A 16943-nucleotide genomic window follows, 5' to 3' on the forward strand; every position below is an offset into this window, starting at 1 on the left:
CCCGCCACGAAGTTTCTCTACCGGCCCGTTCCCCTCATGCGAATGCTGCGCTGCCGCCGATCCGGCATGTCGCTCAAGGCGACTGCCTGCAGATTCGGATTTGTCCGGCTCACGGCAACTCATTGGCACCGCGCTGCCACGCTGCTGATCGACTGGGATCGGGCGGTCGATGAAGGCTGGCCCAGATTGCAGCCACCCTCGACCCCGTTGCTCAAGCGGTTCCGCCGCTCCAGCGGGAAGCGCTATGCCGGCTTCCGACGTTTCACCGGAATTTTCAGTTAGTCCCGTAAGTAAAGGTACGACCATGCGCACGCTACTGTATTTCAGGCTGAAGGACATCGCCACAGCCAGGCTGGCTCAGACACGCCTTGGCGAACTGGCGGGAACGCCGGCACGTATCGGAGGACCGTGGTTCGTCCAGCGCGACAATCAGGCAGTCGATGGCCTGCCAAAGACCGATATCGGCCAGACCACATATCGCGAGGAAGCGGCTATCGCCGGTCTTCCGGTCGGAGCGCTCCTGGCAGCGCTGGTGATCTACCGATACGGCGTACCGGCCGGCATGGGCGCCGGCGTCCTGGCGTACATCGGCGCTATGATGCTTGGTGCCATGATCGGCTGGTGGATCGGCGGACTGATCGGCGTGAGGGTCGTGCGCATCGGGCTGGCGCGACAAAAAGTGCAATTGGTGGAAGGCCAGTTTTTGATGGTCACCAGTTGCGAAAGAAGTTCCAAGGAGCAGCTGAAGCGGACAGTCAATGAACTGGGCGCTGTCAGCATTGATGAACATGACGACCTGCTGCCGAACTTCAGATGGCTATGAATAATGCCGCTGACGTGCGCCGGCGCCCAACGATGGAAGCGCGTCGTCATCGAACCGAGGTCAAAGATGGCTGAGAGTTTTTTCTATCACGATTGCCATGTCGTAGTGACGCTTGCCGAAGTGACCTTCGGCAGCTGGGACTGGTCCTATGTGCTGGACGACCACGCCCGTTTCACCAACCCGGCCGATGCGTTTCTCACGCGCGACCTTGCCCTGGCCGACGCGACCAGGGCCGCAAGATCCCGCATCGCCAGGACATCCCGGATCCGCGATCCGATCCCGGCCATGGCAATGCCCTGAATCGCAACGCATTGACAGCGCCGGCAAGTTCCTGACATCTGGCTGCTTCCGCCATCGGTCGGCCGGCACCATCGCGGGCGTGGCCGCACGCGTCAGCAATCGGCACTACTCCTCGTTCGATTCCGCGCCGACGGTCTCCTGCACTTTCCGCGACAGCATCCAGTCCGATATCGCCAGCATTACCGGGCGCTCCCGCCCGACAAAGCCGTGCGCGGAAAACGCCTCGCACGGATCACCACGCGCCCCCTTGGTGCCGCGCACGGTGACGAGCGGCGCATTGCCCTTGCGGGCGACAATGCTGCGGTATTGCGTCACCGGACACGGGTCGTCCTGGTGATGAACGAATAGCTGATCGGTCTTCACCGCACTCCAGTCGAAGTCGCGCATCGGCAAGCCGTGCGCCAGGACGCGCCCGGTGCGTGGATCGGTGAATGTGGCCGTGTGCACCGCACCGTCGATTCGATTCCCAAGCTTCAATGCAAGAAAAGCGCTGGATACCGTGCCGTAGCTCGTGCCGATCAGATAGATCTTGCTGACACCATAGTCGGCCTTCAGTTTGTCGATGGCCGCACCAATGTCCTGCGCATACTGCTCCGAAGTCCGATAGGCATCATCGCAACTGTTCCAGCGCGCCTTCGGGCAATCCACCATCACGGCCAGAACCTTGTCGCTGACCAGGTGCCGCCGCGCCCGAACCAGGAAGTTGCCACGCAGTTGATAGGTGGGCGTGCCGCCTTCGTTCTGGATCTTCAGTACGCCCGGATAGCCGGGAAACAGCAGCACGGCGACCTGTGGCTGGCTGCCCCGCTGCTTGCTGACGATGAGATTCAGGTCACTGCCGCTCGCCAGCGCCACCGTGACAACGGATTCTTCCAGCGCCGCTTCCTGGGCCCATACCGAGACGCTCAGGCAAAGCACGACTGCCGCCATGAGAGTTTTCATTGCTGTGCTCCGCTTGTTGATTGTTCTGTTTGCAGGACACGGCGCATGGCGGGTGCAGAGGAAATGCGCCTGATGCCAATCAATATAGAGGACCGGCCGCCTGGCAATCCCGCCCGGATCGGGGAGGCCCCATCCCGCGGGCGCCGCTCCCCTCCCTCCTTGCCTGCCTTGGCGTACAATAGCTGGCTTGACTGGGCGTCCCCGCCATGGTCGGCCCGGGCCACGCCCCGCCGCCGCAGTTCACCCGCAATTACCAGCCGTCGCCGTTTCCTTTCCGCATTTCCGCCCTATTTGCCGTCCAGCACGCCATGACAATCGCCCGTACCGAAGACATCATTGCCGACATCCGTGCCGGCCGCATGGTCATCCTTGTTGACGAAGAAGACCGCGAAAATGAAGGGGACCTCGTCCTGGCTGCCGATTTCGTCACTCCGGAGGCCATCAACTTCATGGCCAAGCACGGCCGGGGGCTGATTTGCCTGACGCTGACGGCCGAACGCTGCCGCCAGCTCGACCTGCACCCGATGGTGAGCCGCAACGGCACCCAGCACGGCACCAACTTCACGGTCTCGATCGAAGCGGCCGAAGGCGTCACTACCGGCATTTCCGCCGCCGACCGCGCGCGCACCGTCCAGGCGGCGGTCGCCCGTGACGCCAGGCCGGCGGACCTGGTCCAGCCGGGCCACATCTTCCCGCTGACGGCCCAACCCGGCGGCGTGCTGATCCGTGCCGGCCATACCGAAGCCGGTTGCGACCTTGGCGCGCTGGCCGGCCTGACGCCCGCGGCCGTGATCTGCGAGATCATGAAGGACGACGGCACCATGGCGCGCCTGCCGGACCTGATCGAATTCGCACAGGAACACGACCTGAAGATCGGCACCATCGCCGACCTGATTCACTACCGCAGCCGTACCGAAAGCATTGTCGAGCGCGTGGGCGAGCGCGCCATGCAGACCCCGTATGGCGCTTTCCACAGCATCGCCTACCGCGACAAGCCGACCGGCCAGGCCCACCTCGCACTGATCAAGGGCACGCCGACGCCCTCCACCGAGACGCTGGTGCGCGTGCACGAGCCGTTCTCGGTGCTGGATATGCTGGAAGTGTCGCGCACGACCCACTCGTGGAGCCTGCCCGCGGCGCTGGAAGCCATCGGCAAGGCCGAGAGCGGCGTGATGGTGCTGCTGAACTGCGGCGACTCGTCCGACCAGCTCTTCACCCAGTTCAGCGCCCTGGACGCGCCGCAATCGCGCCCCCGCCGCAAGCCCGACCTGCGCACCTATGGCATGGGCGCGCAGATCCTGAAGGATGTGGGCGTGGGCAGGATGCGCGTGCTGGCATCGCCGCTGAAGATGCCCAGCATGACCGGCTACGATCTGGAAGTGACCGGCTACCAGCCCATGAGCGGCCAGGCCGACTGAACCTGAACAATCTGGCGGCCGCGTCTACTTGCGTCCGCCACCCCCGAACCCTGGAGAACTGAACATGGATCACGGCTTCTACCCCAGCAACCTCGACGGTGAAGGCCTGCGCATCGGCATCGTGCAGGCCCGCTTCAACGAACCGGTCTGCGCCGAACTGCTCGAAGCCTGCACGGCCGAGCTGGACAAGCTCGGCGTGGAGGGCGAGGACACCCTGGTGGTGACCGTCCCCGGCGCGCTGGAAATTCCGCTGGCGTTGCAGAAGATGGCCGAAAGCGGCCAGTTCGACGCACTGGTCGCCCTGGGCGCCGTGGTGCGCGGCGAGACCTATCATTTCGAGCTGGTCTCGAACGAGTCCGGCGCCGGCATCACCCGCGTCGGCCTGGATTTCAACGTGCCGATCGCCAACGGCATCCTGACCGTCGACACCGACGAGCAGGCCCATGCCCGCACCCGCGAAAAGGGCCGCGACTGCGCCCGCGCCGCGGTGGAAATGGCCAACCTGGTCGTAGCCCTCGATTCGCTGCGCAGCCAGGAAGACGATGAAGACGAGGACGACGATGAGTGACACGTCCAACAACGACGCGGGCAAGGCAGCCGGCGGCAAGCCCGCCGCCCGCACCGAAGCCAAGGCGCCGCCCAAGAGCGCGCGCCGCCGCTCGCGCGAGCTCGCGCTGCAGGGCCTGTACCAGTGGCTGCTGAACCGCAACGACATCGGCGCGATCCAGGCCCACCTGCACGATGCCCAGGGCTTCAACAAGGCCGATCGCGAGCACTTCGATGCGCTGCTCAACGGTGCCGTGCGTGAAGAGGCCCGCCTGACGGCCGCCTTCGAGCCGTTCCTGGACCGTACGGTGGACGAGCTGTCGCCGGTCGAGCGCGCCGCCCTGCTGGTCGGCAGCTACGAGCTGGTGCACTGCGTCGACATCCCGTACAAGGTCGTGATCAATGAAGCCGTCGAGCTGACCAAGACCTTTGGCGGCGTCGAAGGCTACAAGTACGTCAATGGCGTGCTGGACAAGCTGGCCGCGCAGGTGCGCGCGCCCGAGGTTGCCGCGCGCCGCTGATCGCCCCGGGCCCTTGCGCCTCCGGTGATGCTTACGACACCCGCTCACGCGGGTGTTTTCACTTTCCGATAACGCCAGACACGGGCTCCGCCCGACACGCCATGGACCTGCAGCGACTCGCCACCGCCTCCCGCCTCGCCAATATCAATGCCTTCCACGTGATGGAACTGGCCAAGCAGGCCCACGAACTGGAGCGCGCCGGCCGCCATATCATCCACATGGGCATCGGCGAGCCGGACTTCACCGCGGCCGAACCCGTGGTGCGGGCCGCCGAAGCGGCCATGCGGCGCGGCGTCACGCAGTACACCGGGGCGCTCGGCATCCACGCGCTGCGCGAAGCCATCGCCGGCCATTACAAGACCGCGTACGGTCTGGATATCCCGGCGCGGCGCGTGATCGTCACGGCCGGCGCCTCCGGTGCCCTGCTGCTGGCGTGTGCCGTGCTGGTCGAGATCGGCGCCGAAGTGCTGATGCCAGACCCGAGCTACCCCTGCAACCGGCATTTCGTGGCCGCCTTCGACGGCGCGGCGCGGATGATCCCGAGCGGCCCGGCCGAGCGCTTCCAGCTGACCGCCGCCCAGGTCGAGGCCAACTGGGGCGAGCGCACGCGCGGCGTCTTGCTGGCGTCGCCCTCGAACCCGACCGGCACCTCGATCCTGCCGGACGAGCTCGCGCGCATCCTGCGGGCCGTACGGGCCCGGAATGGATTTGCGATCCTGGACGAGATCTACCAGGGCCTGTCCTACGACGCGCCACCGGTATCGGCGCTGAGCCTGGACGACAACGTCGTCACGGTGAACAGCTTCTCGAAGTACTTCAATATGACGGGCTGGCGGCTGGGCTGGCTGGTGGTGCCCGATGCGCTGGTGGCGGACTTCGAGAAAGTCGCGCAGAACCTCTTCATCTGCGCCTCGGCCGTGGCGCAGTATGCGGCGCTCGCCTGCTTCACGCCGGAAGCGCTGGCCATCTACGACGAGCGCAAGGCGGAATTCCGCCGCCGCCGCGACCTGATCGTGCCGGCGCTGGAAGCGCTGGGACTGCGGGTGCCGGTCAAGCCGGACGGCGCCTTCTATGTCTACGCAGACTGCCGCGAGGTCAACCACCCCGCCGCGGGCGACGCCGACCGGCTGACACAGGCGATGCTGCACGATGCCGGGGTTGTCATGGTGCCGGGCCAGGATTTCGGGCCGCACACGGCGAAGGACTACATCCGCATCTCGTATGCGACGTCACGGCAGAATATCGAGGAGGCGATGCTGCGGCTGCAGGGCCTGTTCCGCTGATCTGCCGCAAAGGCCGCAGGCAAAGAAAAAGCACCCCGCGGGGTGCTTTTTCTTGTTATACGGGCAACCGACCCGGGTCAGGCGCTATGCGGACCGTTGTTGGCTTCCAGCTTGCCGCCACCCTGGCCGTGCTCGGCCTGCGTCTTGCCATCCGCTGCCGGCTTTTCGGCCTGGGCTTCGACCGCCACGCGCACGCCCAGCAGTTGCCGCAGGCGCGAGCGCTCGGCGAGCACCTTGGCACCGTAGCCGCCGTCGGTATTGGTGGTAGCGCCCACGTAATACTTCAGGCCGCCCTCGATCGTACCGGCACGGGCGATGCAATCCTTCAGCACCAGCGCACCGATCTTGATGTTGGCGTACGGATTCAGCGCCGCGGAGACGCCGCCCACGGCTTCGTACTTGTCCTGGTGGACCTTGGTCATGACCTGCATCAGGCCCTGCGCACCCACGCCGCTCTCGGCGTACGGGTTGAAGCTGGACTCGATCGCAATCACGCCCAGGATTAGGAGCGGATCGATGCCGACCTCGCGGCCGGTCAGGTACGCAGCCTTCACCAGTTGCGCGGTTGCCTGCGCCGCCACGCGGTATTTGCGGGCGATGTACTCGGCCACGGCCGCCTGTTCGCGCGCGGTGCCTAGGGTACTCGTGCTGCGGGCATCAAGCGCCACGCGGGTCACGGGAATCTGTGCCGCCAGGTGGGCCACCGAGGGCACCTTGCCTGCCGAGGCAATACTCCATTCATCCACACCGGACACGGTGGGCAGACCGCCCCTGCCTTGTCCGATACGGGCTGCCGCCACGTCCGCCGAGCTTGCCGGCACGCCTGTGCTTGCCACGGCAGGCGCAGCGGCGCCAACCAGCACAGCGGGTGCCTCGTCGCCGGCCAGTGCGGCAGCGAGCGTGGTGCGCCATTCGTGGCTAAGCGACAGCGATACGGCCGTGATGACCGAGACCACCCCGAGACTGTTCAGGGCGTACTTCAATGTTGTGCGGCCACCGCGCAACGCGCGGCCCGCAACCCGATGCGCGAGACGGACCTGCAATGCCCGACTCACTCCGGGTACCGGCTGTCTGAAGCGGACCTGCAATGCCCGCCCGATGCCGGGAAGATGAAGGGTTTTCCAACCGCTCATACTTACCTCCATCCGTTGCCCGCTGCGCGCGCCAGACTGCGGCTCGCACCCGATCTCAACGTACTCAAGTAAGGACGCCGCGCCGCCTAGCAGTGGCAGCCAGCATCTGTTGGTGGGCACTCCCCATGCGCCCAACTAGAAACAGGGTACGCTCTTGGGGGAGCGCACCCTGCCACGAAAACTCTTAACGCTCCGCCAAGCGGCCGGAGGTGACCGGTCGGACCTCGTGTCTGCCGGGTCCGCACTATCGATCTGAATGGAGGATTCTTCTTGCACGTTTTGATGTGCACCCCTTGACACAGGGGAAAAATCCATGTTGCGACGCAACACTCCATTGAGCAGAACGGATTGTAGGAACGCTTTTATATCCCGTCAAGAATAACAACTACAGCATCTACTACTTTTGGTTATTTGTAACAAGAGCAAACACGTCGCCCTGGGATCACAGCGATGCCGGCAAACGTAGGCCTGCCATAGGGTGCCGCCCATTCAGAAAGCAGCTGGGCTGTCAAAAAACTTACAATTTGCGCCGGACCGTTTAATCGATTTTTTTGCCGGGGCGCCAGCGCGTGTGTATCGTCACACACATTGCGGCAGTGCCTAGTTCCTTGACGCGGCGCCGCATCACGACAGAATTCACCATGAAATACAACGACTTGCGCGACTTCATCAGCCAGCTGGAAGGGCTGGGAGAACTGCGGCGCATCAGCGCGCCCGTTGCGCCCAATCTGGAAATGACGGAGATCTGCGACCGTCTGCTGCGTGCCGGCGGGCCGGCAGTCCTGTTCGAAAGGCCAGCGGGTTATCGCAGCGCTGATGGCATCTATAGCGTACCGGTGCTGGCGAATCTGTTCGGCACCACACACAGGGTCGCACTTGGCATGGGCGCCGAGTCGATGGAGGACCTGCGCGACATCGGCCGCGTGCTCTCTGCCCTGAAGGAACCCGAGCCGCCGCGCGGACTGCGTGAAGCCGGCAAGCTGCTGACGCTGGTCAAATCGGTGTGGGACATGGCGCCCAGGCGCGTCAGCAGCCCCGCCTGCCAGGAAGTCGTCTGGGAAGGCAATGACGTCGACCTGGCGCGCCTGCCGATCCAGACCTGCTGGCCCGGCGATGCCGCGCCGCTGATCACCTGGGGCCTGGTGGTCACCAAGGGCCCGCACAAGAAGCGCCAGAACTTGGGCATCTACCGGCAGCAGGTGATCGGCCGCAACCAGGTCATCATGCGCTGGCTGGCGCATCGCGGCGGCGCGCTCGATTTCCGCGAGCACGCGCTGGCCAATCCGGGCAAGCCCTTCCCGATCGCCGTGGCGCTGGGCGCCGATCCCGCGACCATCCTCGGCGCCGTCACGCCGGTGCCGGATACCCTCTCCGAATACCAGTTCGCCGGGCTGCTGCGCGGCAGCCGCACCGCGCTGGCCGGCTGCATCACGCCGACCCTGTCCGAGCTGAACGTGCCCGCCTCCGCCGAAATCGTGCTCGAGGGCCATATCCAGCCCGATCCGGACCACCCTTCCGGCTACCAGCACGCACTGGAAGGTCCGTTCGGCGACCACACCGGCTACTACAACGAGCAGGACTGGTTCCCCGTCTTCACGATCGACCGCATCACCATGCGGCGCGACCCGATCTATCACTCCACCTACACCGGCAAGCCGCCCGACGAGCCGGCCGTGCTCGGCGTGGCGCTCAACGAGGTGTTCGTGCCGCTGCTGCAAAAGCAGTTCCCCGAAATCACCGACTTCTACCTGCCACCCGAGGGTTGCAGCTACCGCATGGCGCTGGTGCGCATGAAGAAGCAGTACGCCGGCCACGCCAAGCGCGTGATGTTCGGCGTCTGGAGCTTCCTGCGCCAGTTCATGTATACGAAGTTCATCGTGGTGGTGGACGACGACGTGGACGTGCGTGACTGGAAGGAAGTGATCTGGGCCATCACCACGCGCGTCGACCCGAGCCGCGACACCGTACTGGTGGACAACACGCCGATCGACTACCTCGACTTCGCTTCGCCGGTTTCCGGACTGGGCTCGAAGATGGGCATCGACGCCACCGACAAGTGGCCCGGCGAGACCACGCGCGAATGGGGCCGCACCATCACCATGGATCCGGCGGTCAAGGCGAAGGTCGATGGCCTGTGGGAAACCCTGTTCGATCGCCCTGCCGGCGCGTGACCGCATCCGCCGCTATCATGCAGGGCTGAGTCCGGGTGCCGTCACAGGCGCCCGCCGGCCCTCGCCAACACCATCCGATGCCCGCGACAGACGGGTCCAAGGAGGAGACATGACCACCCCCGCCCCGCTTACGGAAGGGAACCTGATGTGGACGCCGTCCGCGGCCTTTCGCGACGGCAGCCAGCTGGCGCAGTTCATGCACTGGCTGCAGCGCGAGCGCGGCCTCGCTTTTGACGACTACGCCAGCCTCTGGCAATGGTCGGTCACGGAAATCGAGGCGTTCTGGGATGCGGTGCGCGCCTATTTCGACATCCGCTTCGATACGCCCGCCGAGCGCGTACTGGACCGGCGCACCATGCCCGGCGCACGCTGGTTCGAGGGCGCCAGCCTGAACTATGTGCAGCAGGTGTTCCGCCACGCGGGCAGCGGCGAGGCCCGCCAGCGCGCCGCCATTCGCCATGCCGCCGAAGACCGGCCGCTGGCCGACCTGAGCTGGGACGCACTCGAGCAGCAGGTGGCCTCGCTTGCCCATGCGCTACGCCTGATGGGCGTGGGCCGCGGCGACCGCGTCGCCGGCTACCTGCCGAACATCCCCGCCACGATCATTGCGTTCCTCGCCACCGCCAGCCTCGGCGCGGTGTGGTCGGGCTGTGCGCCCGACATGGGCCAGGTGGCGGTGACCGACCGCTTCCGCCAGATCGAACCCAAAGTGCTGATCGCAGTCGATGGCTACCGCTACGGCGGCAAGACTTACGATCGCGCGCCAGTGCTTGCGGAGCTGGTAGCCTCCCTGCCCTCGCTGACGGACCTGGTCATCGTGCCGCAGGTCGGCAGCACAGTGGCGCCGAGCAAAGGATTGCGCCAGCACGCCTGGCAGGAGGTACTCGCGCACCGCGTGCCACTGCAGATCGAATCGGTGCCGTTCGACCATCCGCTGTGGATCGTCTACTCGTCGGGCACCACGGGCATGCCCAAGCCCATCGTCCACGGGCATGGCGGCATCGTCATCGAACAGCTCAAGCTGATGGCGTTCCACAACAATCTCGGCCCGGACGATGTCTTCCACTGGTACAGCAGCAGCGGCTGGATCATGTGGAACGCGCAGGTGGCGGGGCTGCTGCTCGGCACCACCATTGCACTGTATGACGGCAACCCGGCCTGGCCGGACGCCGGCGTGCTCTGGCGCTTCGTCGATGATGCCGGCGTCACGATGTTCGGCGCCGGCGCCGCGTTCTTCACGAGCTGCATGAAAGCGGGTACGGAGCCGGCCCGCATTGCCGACCTGTCGCGCCTGCGCGGGCTTGGGTCGACCGGCTCGCCGCTGCCGGTGGAAGCCTACGACTGGATCTACCGCCATGTGCGCGACGATATCTGGCTGGTGCCGATGTCGGGTGGCACCGACTTCGCGGGCTCCTTCGTCGCCGGCTGCCCGCTGCTGCCGGTCTACTCGGGCGAGATGCAATGCCGCTGCCTTGGCGCCAGGGTGGAAGCCTTCGACGACAACGGCAAGCCGCTGATCGACGTGGTCGGCGAACTGGTCTGCACCGAGCCGATGCCCTCGATGCCGCTGTTCCTGTGGGGCGACACCGACGGCAAGCGCTATCGCGACAGCTACTTCGACACCTATCCGGGCGCCTGGCGGCACGGCGACTGGATCAAGATCACGCACCGCGGCGGCGCGATCATTTACGGGCGCTCCGACGCCACCATCAACCGGCACGGCATCCGCATGGGCACCAGCGAGCTGTACCGCGTGGTTGAAGACCTGCCGGAGGTGCTCGACAGCATGGTGGTCGACCTTGAATACCTCGGGCGCGAATCGTACATGCCGCTGTTCGTGGTGCTGCGCGAAGGCGTGACGCTCGACGATGCACTGCGCGATACCTTGCGCGCGCGCATTCGCGATGCGCTGTCATCGCGCCATGTGCCGAACGAGATCCTGCAGGTGCCGGGGGTGCCGCGCACCCTGTCGGGCAAGAAGATGGAAGTGCCGATCAAGAAGCTGCTGCTCGGGCACGCGCCGCAGGGCATCGCCAATCGCGATGCGATGGCAAATCCGGACAGCCTGGACTGGTATTTTGCCTACGCCGAGCGCTTTCTCGCGGCAAGGCGGGCAGAAGCGGCCAACGCTTAGCGGATGCAACGGCTGCCCTCCGGGCAGCCGTTGCACAGGCTTCTGCTAGAACTCGACATCGAGTTCGCTGATCTCGTCGGGCTCTTCGCGCGCCGCGGCAATCCATTCCTGCAACTCGGGCATGGCAAGGATCTGCTTGCAATACTCGACCGGCACCGGATCCAGCATCACGCCGTACGTCACGAAGCGCGTCACCACAGGCGCGTACATCGCATCGGCCATGGTGCGCTTCGCGCCAAACAGGTAAGGCCCGCCGTAGCAGGTCAGGCACTCCGTCCAGATGGCAATGATGCGGTCGATATCGGCCTGCGCGCGCGACCACACCTTGAGTCCGGGGAAATGCCCCTTCAGGTTCATCGGCAGCGCCGCGCGCATGGCGGCAAAGCCGGAATGCATCTCACCGCAAATAGCGCGGCAATGGGCACGCGCAGGGACATCGTCAGGCAGGAGGCCGGCCTGGGGGCGGATCTCGTTGAGGTATTCGGCAATCGCCAGGGTATCCCAGACCGTCACGCCCTGATGACGCAGGCATGGCACCAGGATCGACGGCGACAGCAGCAGGATCTCGGCGCGCGCCGCTGCGTCGTCCGGTGGCACCAGTACCTCTTCAAATTCCAGTCCGGCAAAACGAGCCAGCAGCCAGCCACGCAAAGACCATGAGGAATAGGTCTTGCTGCTGATGGTCAGTGTGGTCTTTGCCATCACGCCTCCTTGTCGCCCCCGGGCGAGCAGCGCTTGCCAGCGCCAGTTGGTTCGCTGCCGCTGCACTCATGCAGTGCATGACTGCGAGCACCAGACTGAGGCCTGCGCGCCGCTAGCGTTGCGGCGACGCGCACCGGGCGGCTGTCACGCCACCCGCGGTGCATTTTTACGGCCTGATCGGTGCGACGCGCAAGCCCCGTGCCAACATTCACGCCAATGGCATATATATTGCGGATATGGACGCATCGAATAACGGGGGCCGAGCCATGCTGTACCAGGCGTACCAGACCTATGCGGACATAATACAACCGGCCTGCGCGCTGGCCGACGTCGCCGCGTCCCTGTTGGCCGCAAACCCCCGCATTGCAGGCTCTGACGCCATGCGCTCGCTGTGGGGGGCGTGCGAACTGCTCGCACTGGCGCGGCTGACACATCACCGCCCGCCCTTCGGCATCGACAGCGTCGTTGTCAACGGCCAGCCGGTCCAGGTGACGGAAGAGGTGGTGGCACGCACGCCGTTCTGCTCGCTGCTGCGCCTGCGCCGCCATGGCATCGTCGGACAGCCGCGCGTACTGCTGATCGCGCCGATGTCGGGGCACTTCGCCACGCTGCTGCGCGGCACAGCCCAGACCATGCTCGCCGATCATGACGTCTACATTACCGACTGGCACAATCCACGCGACGTCCCGCTCATGGCCGGCCGTTTCGGCTTCGATGAATTCGTCCAGCACGTCATTGCGTTCCTGCATGCACTCGGTGGGGGCACGCATCTGGTGGCGGTTTGCCAGCCAACCGTGGCCGCGCTGGCAGCGGTGGCGCTGATGGCCGAAGACGGCGATCCGGCCCAGCCGCCGAGCCTGACGCTGATGGCCGGGCCCATCGATGCGCGCGTCAATCCCACCAAGGTCAATGAACTGGCGATGAGCCGCCCCATCGAGTGGTTCGAGCGAACGCTGATTGGCTTCGTCCCGCTGCGCTTTTCCGGCGCGATGCGGCGCGTCTACCCCGGCTACGTGCAACTCATCGCCTTCATGAGCATGAACCTGGACCGCCACGAGCAGGCCATGCAGGACCTCTATGCCCTGCGCGCCCGTGGCGAGCACGCCAAGGCGGACGTCATCCAGTCCTTCTACACGGAATACTTCGCCACCATGGACCTGACGGCCGAGTTCTACCTGGAGACCGTCAGCATGGTGTTCCAGCGCTTCCTGCTGGCGCAGGGGCTGCTCGACGTGGGCGGCCGGCGCGTCTCCACCCGCGCCATCTCGCGCACCGCCCTGCTCACCGTGGAAGGCGAACGCGACGACATCTGCGCCATCGGCCAGACCATGGCCGCGCAGGACCTGTGCGCCAGCCTGCGGCCTTACATGCGAATGCATCACGTGCAGACCGGCGTGGGCCACTACGGGGTGTTCAACGGCAAGCGCTGGGAAACACAGGTCTATCCGCTGGTGCGCGACACCATCTACATGAACGAATAAGGCCGCTGCTGCAAGACGCTAAGCCGCGGGCTTGCTAGCCGGCCAGGGCGTCACCGCGGGGACTACGCACGGCGCCGGGGCGTCCACGGTCTTGAAGTCCGCCGGGGCAACGATCTCCAGGTATTCCATGTCGGGCGAGTAGTCGAACAGGTAATGCGTGATGCCGGGGCGCTGATGCACGCAATCGCCTGCGGCCACCAGCGTCTCCTTGTCCTCGTACATAAACCTGGCCCAGCCCTTGAGCATCAGGACCACGTGGAAATCCGCTTCATGGCGATGCCAGCCGGTCCCCTGCTCGGGCGGCAGGTTGGCCTTGACCAGCTGCACCAGTACCTTGCCATTGGTGGCCTGCGCCACGCCGAGGTCCCGGTAGAGGAAGAAATCGCGCAAACCCTGGTCGACATATTCCGTGTCCTGCGGGCGTACGTGAGAAAACTGCGTCGGAGTGAACTCGGCCATGACAAGCTCCTTATGCAAGGAAATCAAGCGGAGATGCCTGCGCTGCAACATTTACGCCATCAGCGGGTGTCGGACAAGAGATGGCTTTGTGCCGAATGCGCCTGCTGACGTGCGTCCGCTGCACCATTAAGGATAGGCCGGGCGGCTTGCTGCCACGGGCGACGCCACGATTTCGGTGCGCGCCAGCCCGGATCGCGCACGACGGGTGCCGTATGATTGCGCTGCGCAGAAACTCCCTACTGCAAGACAATGCCGCAGACTCCAACCACACGTTTCCAGGGCCAGGATCTGGTCCAGATCGGCAATGCCAATACCTTCCTCCTGCTGGCACCTCAATATGGCGGCCGGCTGGTTCGCTGGGTCCATCATGGCGAAGACATCCTTTACTGGCCAGAGCAGGCGGACTGGAGCCGGCCGGCCAAGATCCGCGGCGGCAATCCACTGCTCTTTCCTTTCATCGGACGGCACTTTGTGGAAGGTGCAGCGGGTCAATGGAAAGACGCCGACGGCCGTATCCACGCGCTGCCTCAGCACGGCTTTGCACGGGATCTGCCTTTCGAAGTCTCCGACGCCGACGCGCAATCATTCATCGCCATGACCTTGCGCGCGTCCGAAGCGACGCGAACCGGCTATCCATATGACTTCGTGTTCGAGACCAGCTATCGCCTGCTGCCTGACGGCCTGGAGGTTTGCCTGCGCACCCTGAACACCGGCACCACCCGCCTGCCCTACTATGCCGGCCACCATTTCTACTTTGCGTTGCCACATGTCCAGCGCGCTGCGGCATCGCTGGCGCTGCCCGGAACGGACCGCATGCGCCAGCAGCCCGACGGCAGCCCCGAGGCTGGTAAACCTGGCGATGCAAGCTACAAGCTTGACGACCCACGCCTGCAGGACACCTTCCACGTCTTCCGCAACAGCCCGTCCGCGGTGCTGGCGATGCCGGATCGACTTATCACGTTCGAGCTCGACCTGCCCGGCAGCGCGCCGTGGCATGCCGTCACCACGTGGTCCGAGGCCGAGACCTCGGACTTCTATTGCGTGGAACCATGGGTGGGCCTGCCCAATGCCATCCACCACGGCCAGGGGCTGCGCTGGATCGAGCCCGGGCAATCGGAAAGCGCGGTATGCCGGCTGCGGGTGACTGACTGATTCCGCCGGCGTCTCGGGACTCGAAACTCAGTGCTCGAAGTCCAGCCCGCCGATCAGGACCTGCGGATCCGCCTGCGACAGCGAACGAAAGTCGATCCCGCGCGGCTCCTCCCAGGCGCGCAGCTTGGACGGCAGCGCCGCCAGGTAGCCGGCAAAGCGCGCCTCGCCACCGGCTGCGAACAGCCGCTGCACCTCCAGCCCGTCCCACGCCAGCGTGACATCCAGCGCATAGGGATGGCGCCGGAGGTCCGGCACTCCGTCACCGGTCAGCCGCAGGCGCGGCGGCAATTCGGGGGCTTCGGCAGGCAAGATGTCAAGTTGCACGCGCCGGTGTTGCTGACCAATCGCGTCGGCAATGCGCGGCAGGCATTCGGCTTCAAAGCGGGCGAAGAGGTCCATGGTATGGGTGGTCAAGGTGGGGACGTCCTGACGTGGCGGGTTGGCGGTGCTGGCTGCGCCTGCCGTGCGCCGCAGTGGCAGCCACTATACGCCAGCCGGCGTCAGGCCGGCCGGTACACCCAAAAGCCAGTTGAGTGGCTCCACATCGCCCTAGTAGCACTGGTGACCCAGGACTCCATATTCCCCTTACCTTTAAAAGGTTGTAAAAGGCCTTTTAGGTAGGCTTCGTGTTCCAGCCGTTGGAAGCCCGCCTGTTCCAGCGCCGTGAAGCGCGTCGACAGAGCGGGCATAGAAGGCCGGGTGTGCCAGCTATCCCCTGGGGATAGCACGGCAGTGTTCGGCGAGTTCATGGGGCTGTGGGCGCTGTAGCTCTCGTGCTCTATACCAAACGACCGGTTGGTGCGCGTCTCCCTTCTTCATCTTGTACGATTTCGACTGCGAATCGGCGGGCCGGCTTGGAGCGGCGCTGGCGAGCGTGAATCTTCGCCCTTTAGCCTACAGACGGATATCAACGGAAGTTGGCGTGGCGAACAGCTTGGGTTCCTTGCCGAGCGGAAATCCGATCACGTACAGGACGTTAGCTGGCATTGGCCTGTCCGGGTCCGAGCCCCCCTTCAGCAGCACGTTGCGCTCGGCATAGCGTAGCGAAACGCCAAGGGTCTTGAGCACATCGATGTTGGCTTGCATCGTGTCAGCCGCCTCGCGCTTCTGCGCTTCGGTGTAGGCGTCCTGGCCATCCCGGTAGTTGCGGAAATATTCCATCAGCGCGGCGAAGCGCTTATCTGCTTCGCGGCCCATCTCGAAGGCCAGCTGCGACATGTCCATCGTGCTGGTCTGCGCCAGCTCGGCCAACTGCTTACCCGTAGTCAGCGGAATCGCCGCGAAGGTGGCGTGTTCGAGGTCGAACTGTTCCTGCGCAGCCTTGAGTTCGTCTTCCGGTGGAATCGCGAATGGCTTGTTGAGCGCGTCGATGTCCAGGAAATCGAACGCGCTGGCCAGCGCCCGGCAGGTGTCGGGGCCGGCGGGCCAGCCTAGCTCGACGCGCTGAACGGTTCGCACGTTGAGCCCAGCGATCACGGCCAACTGCTCCTGCGTCCATTGCCGGGCATCGCGGAACACCTTGATGCAGACAGCCAGCTCGGCGGGGGTCAGCAGGCGTACTGGTGGCGTGTTTTCCGTCGCATTCATTGCGTTGCTCCTTCGTTATCGACCGACGTGGCCAGCCGTGCTGGCCACGTCATTGCGCATGGCATGCCCGCACCTGGCGAGCGGCCAGAACGCAAGCAAAAGCCCGACAGCGGCCAGCACTGCCACATAGTGAGCCGGCGCCATGGTGTCGTGCTGCAGCCACAGCGTGAGAATCATCGGCGTGAGGCCGCCAAAGACTGCGTAAGACATGTTGTAGGCAAACGAGAGACCGGTGAACCGCACCGGTGCCGGAAAGGCGCGCACGCCGGCAATCGGCACGGTGGCGATGGT

16 protein-coding genes and 2 pseudogenes are annotated in these 16943 nt (G+C 65.2%); 10 read left to right on the top strand and 8 right to left on the bottom strand.

Going from position 1 to position 16943, the window contains the following annotated elements:
- The first annotated feature begins 244 nt into the window (after positions 1-244).
- Both RM96_RS31060 and RM96_RS31065 read left to right on the top strand, forming a co-directional pair.
- Complete coding sequence (locus tag RM96_RS31060; RefSeq protein ID WP_238587479.1) at positions 245-823, top strand: hypothetical protein; 579 nt, start codon at positions 245-247, stop codon at positions 821-823.
- A 66-nt stretch (positions 824-889) separates the two neighbouring features.
- A complete protein-coding gene (locus tag RM96_RS31065) occupies positions 890-1123 on the top strand; it encodes a hypothetical protein (RefSeq protein WP_039015594.1) in 234 nt (77 codons plus the stop codon).
- 105 nt (positions 1124-1228) lie between these two features.
- On the opposite strand, the gene RM96_RS31070 is transcribed toward RM96_RS31065, so the two are convergent.
- The gene (locus RM96_RS31070) at positions 1229-2065 is read right to left on the bottom strand and encodes a serine aminopeptidase domain-containing protein (protein ID WP_039015566.1); all 837 of its coding nucleotides are present in this window, start codon (positions 2063-2065) and stop codon (positions 1229-1231) included.
- A 308-nt stretch (positions 2066-2373) separates the two neighbouring features.
- Between RM96_RS31070 and ribBA the strand changes: the two genes are divergently transcribed.
- The 4 genes from ribBA to RM96_RS31090 all read left to right on the top strand — a co-directional run bounded on the left by ribBA (position 2374) and on the right by RM96_RS31090 (position 5833).
- A complete protein-coding gene (ribBA, locus tag RM96_RS31075; RefSeq protein ID WP_039015595.1) occupies positions 2374-3483 on the top strand; it encodes a bifunctional 3,4-dihydroxy-2-butanone-4-phosphate synthase/GTP cyclohydrolase II in 1110 nt (369 codons plus the stop codon).
- A 64-nt stretch (positions 3484-3547) separates the two neighbouring features.
- Positions 3548-4051, top strand: a complete 504-nt coding sequence (gene ribH, locus RM96_RS31080) for a 6,7-dimethyl-8-ribityllumazine synthase (RefSeq protein WP_039015567.1) — start codon at positions 3548-3550, stop codon at positions 4049-4051.
- The gene (nusB, locus tag RM96_RS31085; RefSeq protein WP_039015568.1) at positions 4044-4550 is read left to right on the top strand and encodes a transcription antitermination factor NusB; all 507 of its coding nucleotides are present in this window, start codon (positions 4044-4046) and stop codon (positions 4548-4550) included. Before ribH ends, nusB begins: the two co-directional genes overlap by 8 nt.
- Positions 4551-4651: 101 nt before the next feature.
- Positions 4652-5833 carry a pyridoxal phosphate-dependent aminotransferase gene (locus RM96_RS31090; protein ID WP_039015569.1) on the top strand — a complete coding sequence of 394 codons (1182 nt, stop codon included), beginning with the start codon at positions 4652-4654 and terminating at the stop codon, positions 5831-5833.
- Between the two features lie 77 nt (positions 5834-5910).
- Here the strand turns inward: RM96_RS31090 and RM96_RS31095 are convergent, their stop codons facing one another.
- Positions 5911-6966 carry a lytic transglycosylase domain-containing protein gene (locus RM96_RS31095; protein ID WP_039015570.1) on the bottom strand — a complete coding sequence of 352 codons (1056 nt, stop codon included), beginning with the start codon at positions 6964-6966 and terminating at the stop codon, positions 5911-5913.
- Between the two features lie 641 nt (positions 6967-7607).
- On the opposite strand from RM96_RS31095, the gene ubiD reads away from it, so the two are divergent.
- On the top strand, positions 7608-9137 hold the full coding sequence (gene ubiD, locus RM96_RS31100; protein ID WP_039015596.1) for a 4-hydroxy-3-polyprenylbenzoate decarboxylase: 1530 nt from the start codon (positions 7608-7610) through the stop codon (positions 9135-9137).
- 109 nt (positions 9138-9246) lie between these two features.
- A complete protein-coding gene (locus tag RM96_RS31105; RefSeq protein ID WP_052279851.1) occupies positions 9247-11271 on the top strand; it encodes an acetoacetate--CoA ligase in 2025 nt (674 codons plus the stop codon).
- Positions 11272-11316: 45 nt separating this feature from the next.
- On the opposite strand, the gene RM96_RS31110 is transcribed toward RM96_RS31105, so the two are convergent.
- Complete coding sequence (locus RM96_RS31110; protein WP_039015571.1) at positions 11317-11973, bottom strand: glutathione S-transferase family protein; 657 nt, start codon at positions 11971-11973, stop codon at positions 11317-11319.
- 266 nt (positions 11974-12239) lie between these two features.
- Between RM96_RS31110 and RM96_RS31115 the strand changes: the two genes are divergently transcribed.
- Positions 12240-13454: a polyhydroxyalkanoate depolymerase gene (locus RM96_RS31115; protein WP_039015598.1), complete on the top strand. Its 1215-nt coding sequence runs from the start codon at positions 12240-12242 to the stop codon at positions 13452-13454.
- Between the two features lie 18 nt (positions 13455-13472).
- Here RM96_RS31115 and RM96_RS31120 read toward each other — a convergent pair whose 3' ends face one another.
- Positions 13473-13913: a cupin domain-containing protein gene (locus RM96_RS31120; RefSeq protein ID WP_039015572.1), complete on the bottom strand. Its 441-nt coding sequence runs from the start codon at positions 13911-13913 to the stop codon at positions 13473-13475.
- A gap of 249 nt (positions 13914-14162) precedes the next feature.
- Here RM96_RS31120 and RM96_RS31125 point away from each other — a divergent pair, with 249 nt between their 5' ends.
- Complete coding sequence (locus RM96_RS31125) at positions 14163-15065, top strand: aldose epimerase family protein (RefSeq protein WP_039015573.1); 903 nt, start codon at positions 14163-14165, stop codon at positions 15063-15065.
- A 27-nt stretch (positions 15066-15092) separates the two neighbouring features.
- On the opposite strand, the gene RM96_RS31130 is transcribed toward RM96_RS31125, so the two are convergent.
- From RM96_RS31130 to RM96_RS31140, 4 genes and pseudogenes are all read right to left on the bottom strand, one after another.
- On the bottom strand, positions 15093-15464 hold the full coding sequence (locus tag RM96_RS31130; RefSeq protein WP_039015574.1) for a DUF5594 family protein: 372 nt from the start codon (positions 15462-15464) through the stop codon (positions 15093-15095).
- A 152-nt stretch (positions 15465-15616) separates the two neighbouring features.
- Positions 15617-15754 (bottom strand): annotated as a pseudogene (locus tag RM96_RS38055) (DUF3158 family protein); the annotation flags it as partial.
- A 205-nt stretch (positions 15755-15959) separates the two neighbouring features.
- Positions 15960-16652 carry a helix-turn-helix domain-containing protein gene (locus RM96_RS31135; RefSeq protein WP_039015575.1) on the bottom strand — a complete coding sequence of 231 codons (693 nt, stop codon included), beginning with the start codon at positions 16650-16652 and terminating at the stop codon, positions 15960-15962.
- A 15-nt stretch (positions 16653-16667) separates the two neighbouring features.
- Positions 16668-16943 (bottom strand): annotated as a pseudogene (locus RM96_RS31140) (MFS transporter); the annotation flags it as partial.

The sequence above is a fragment of the Cupriavidus sp. IDO genome (genome assembly GCF_000812465.1).
In the GTDB taxonomy this organism is placed as follows: domain Bacteria; phylum Pseudomonadota; class Gammaproteobacteria; order Burkholderiales; family Burkholderiaceae; genus Cupriavidus.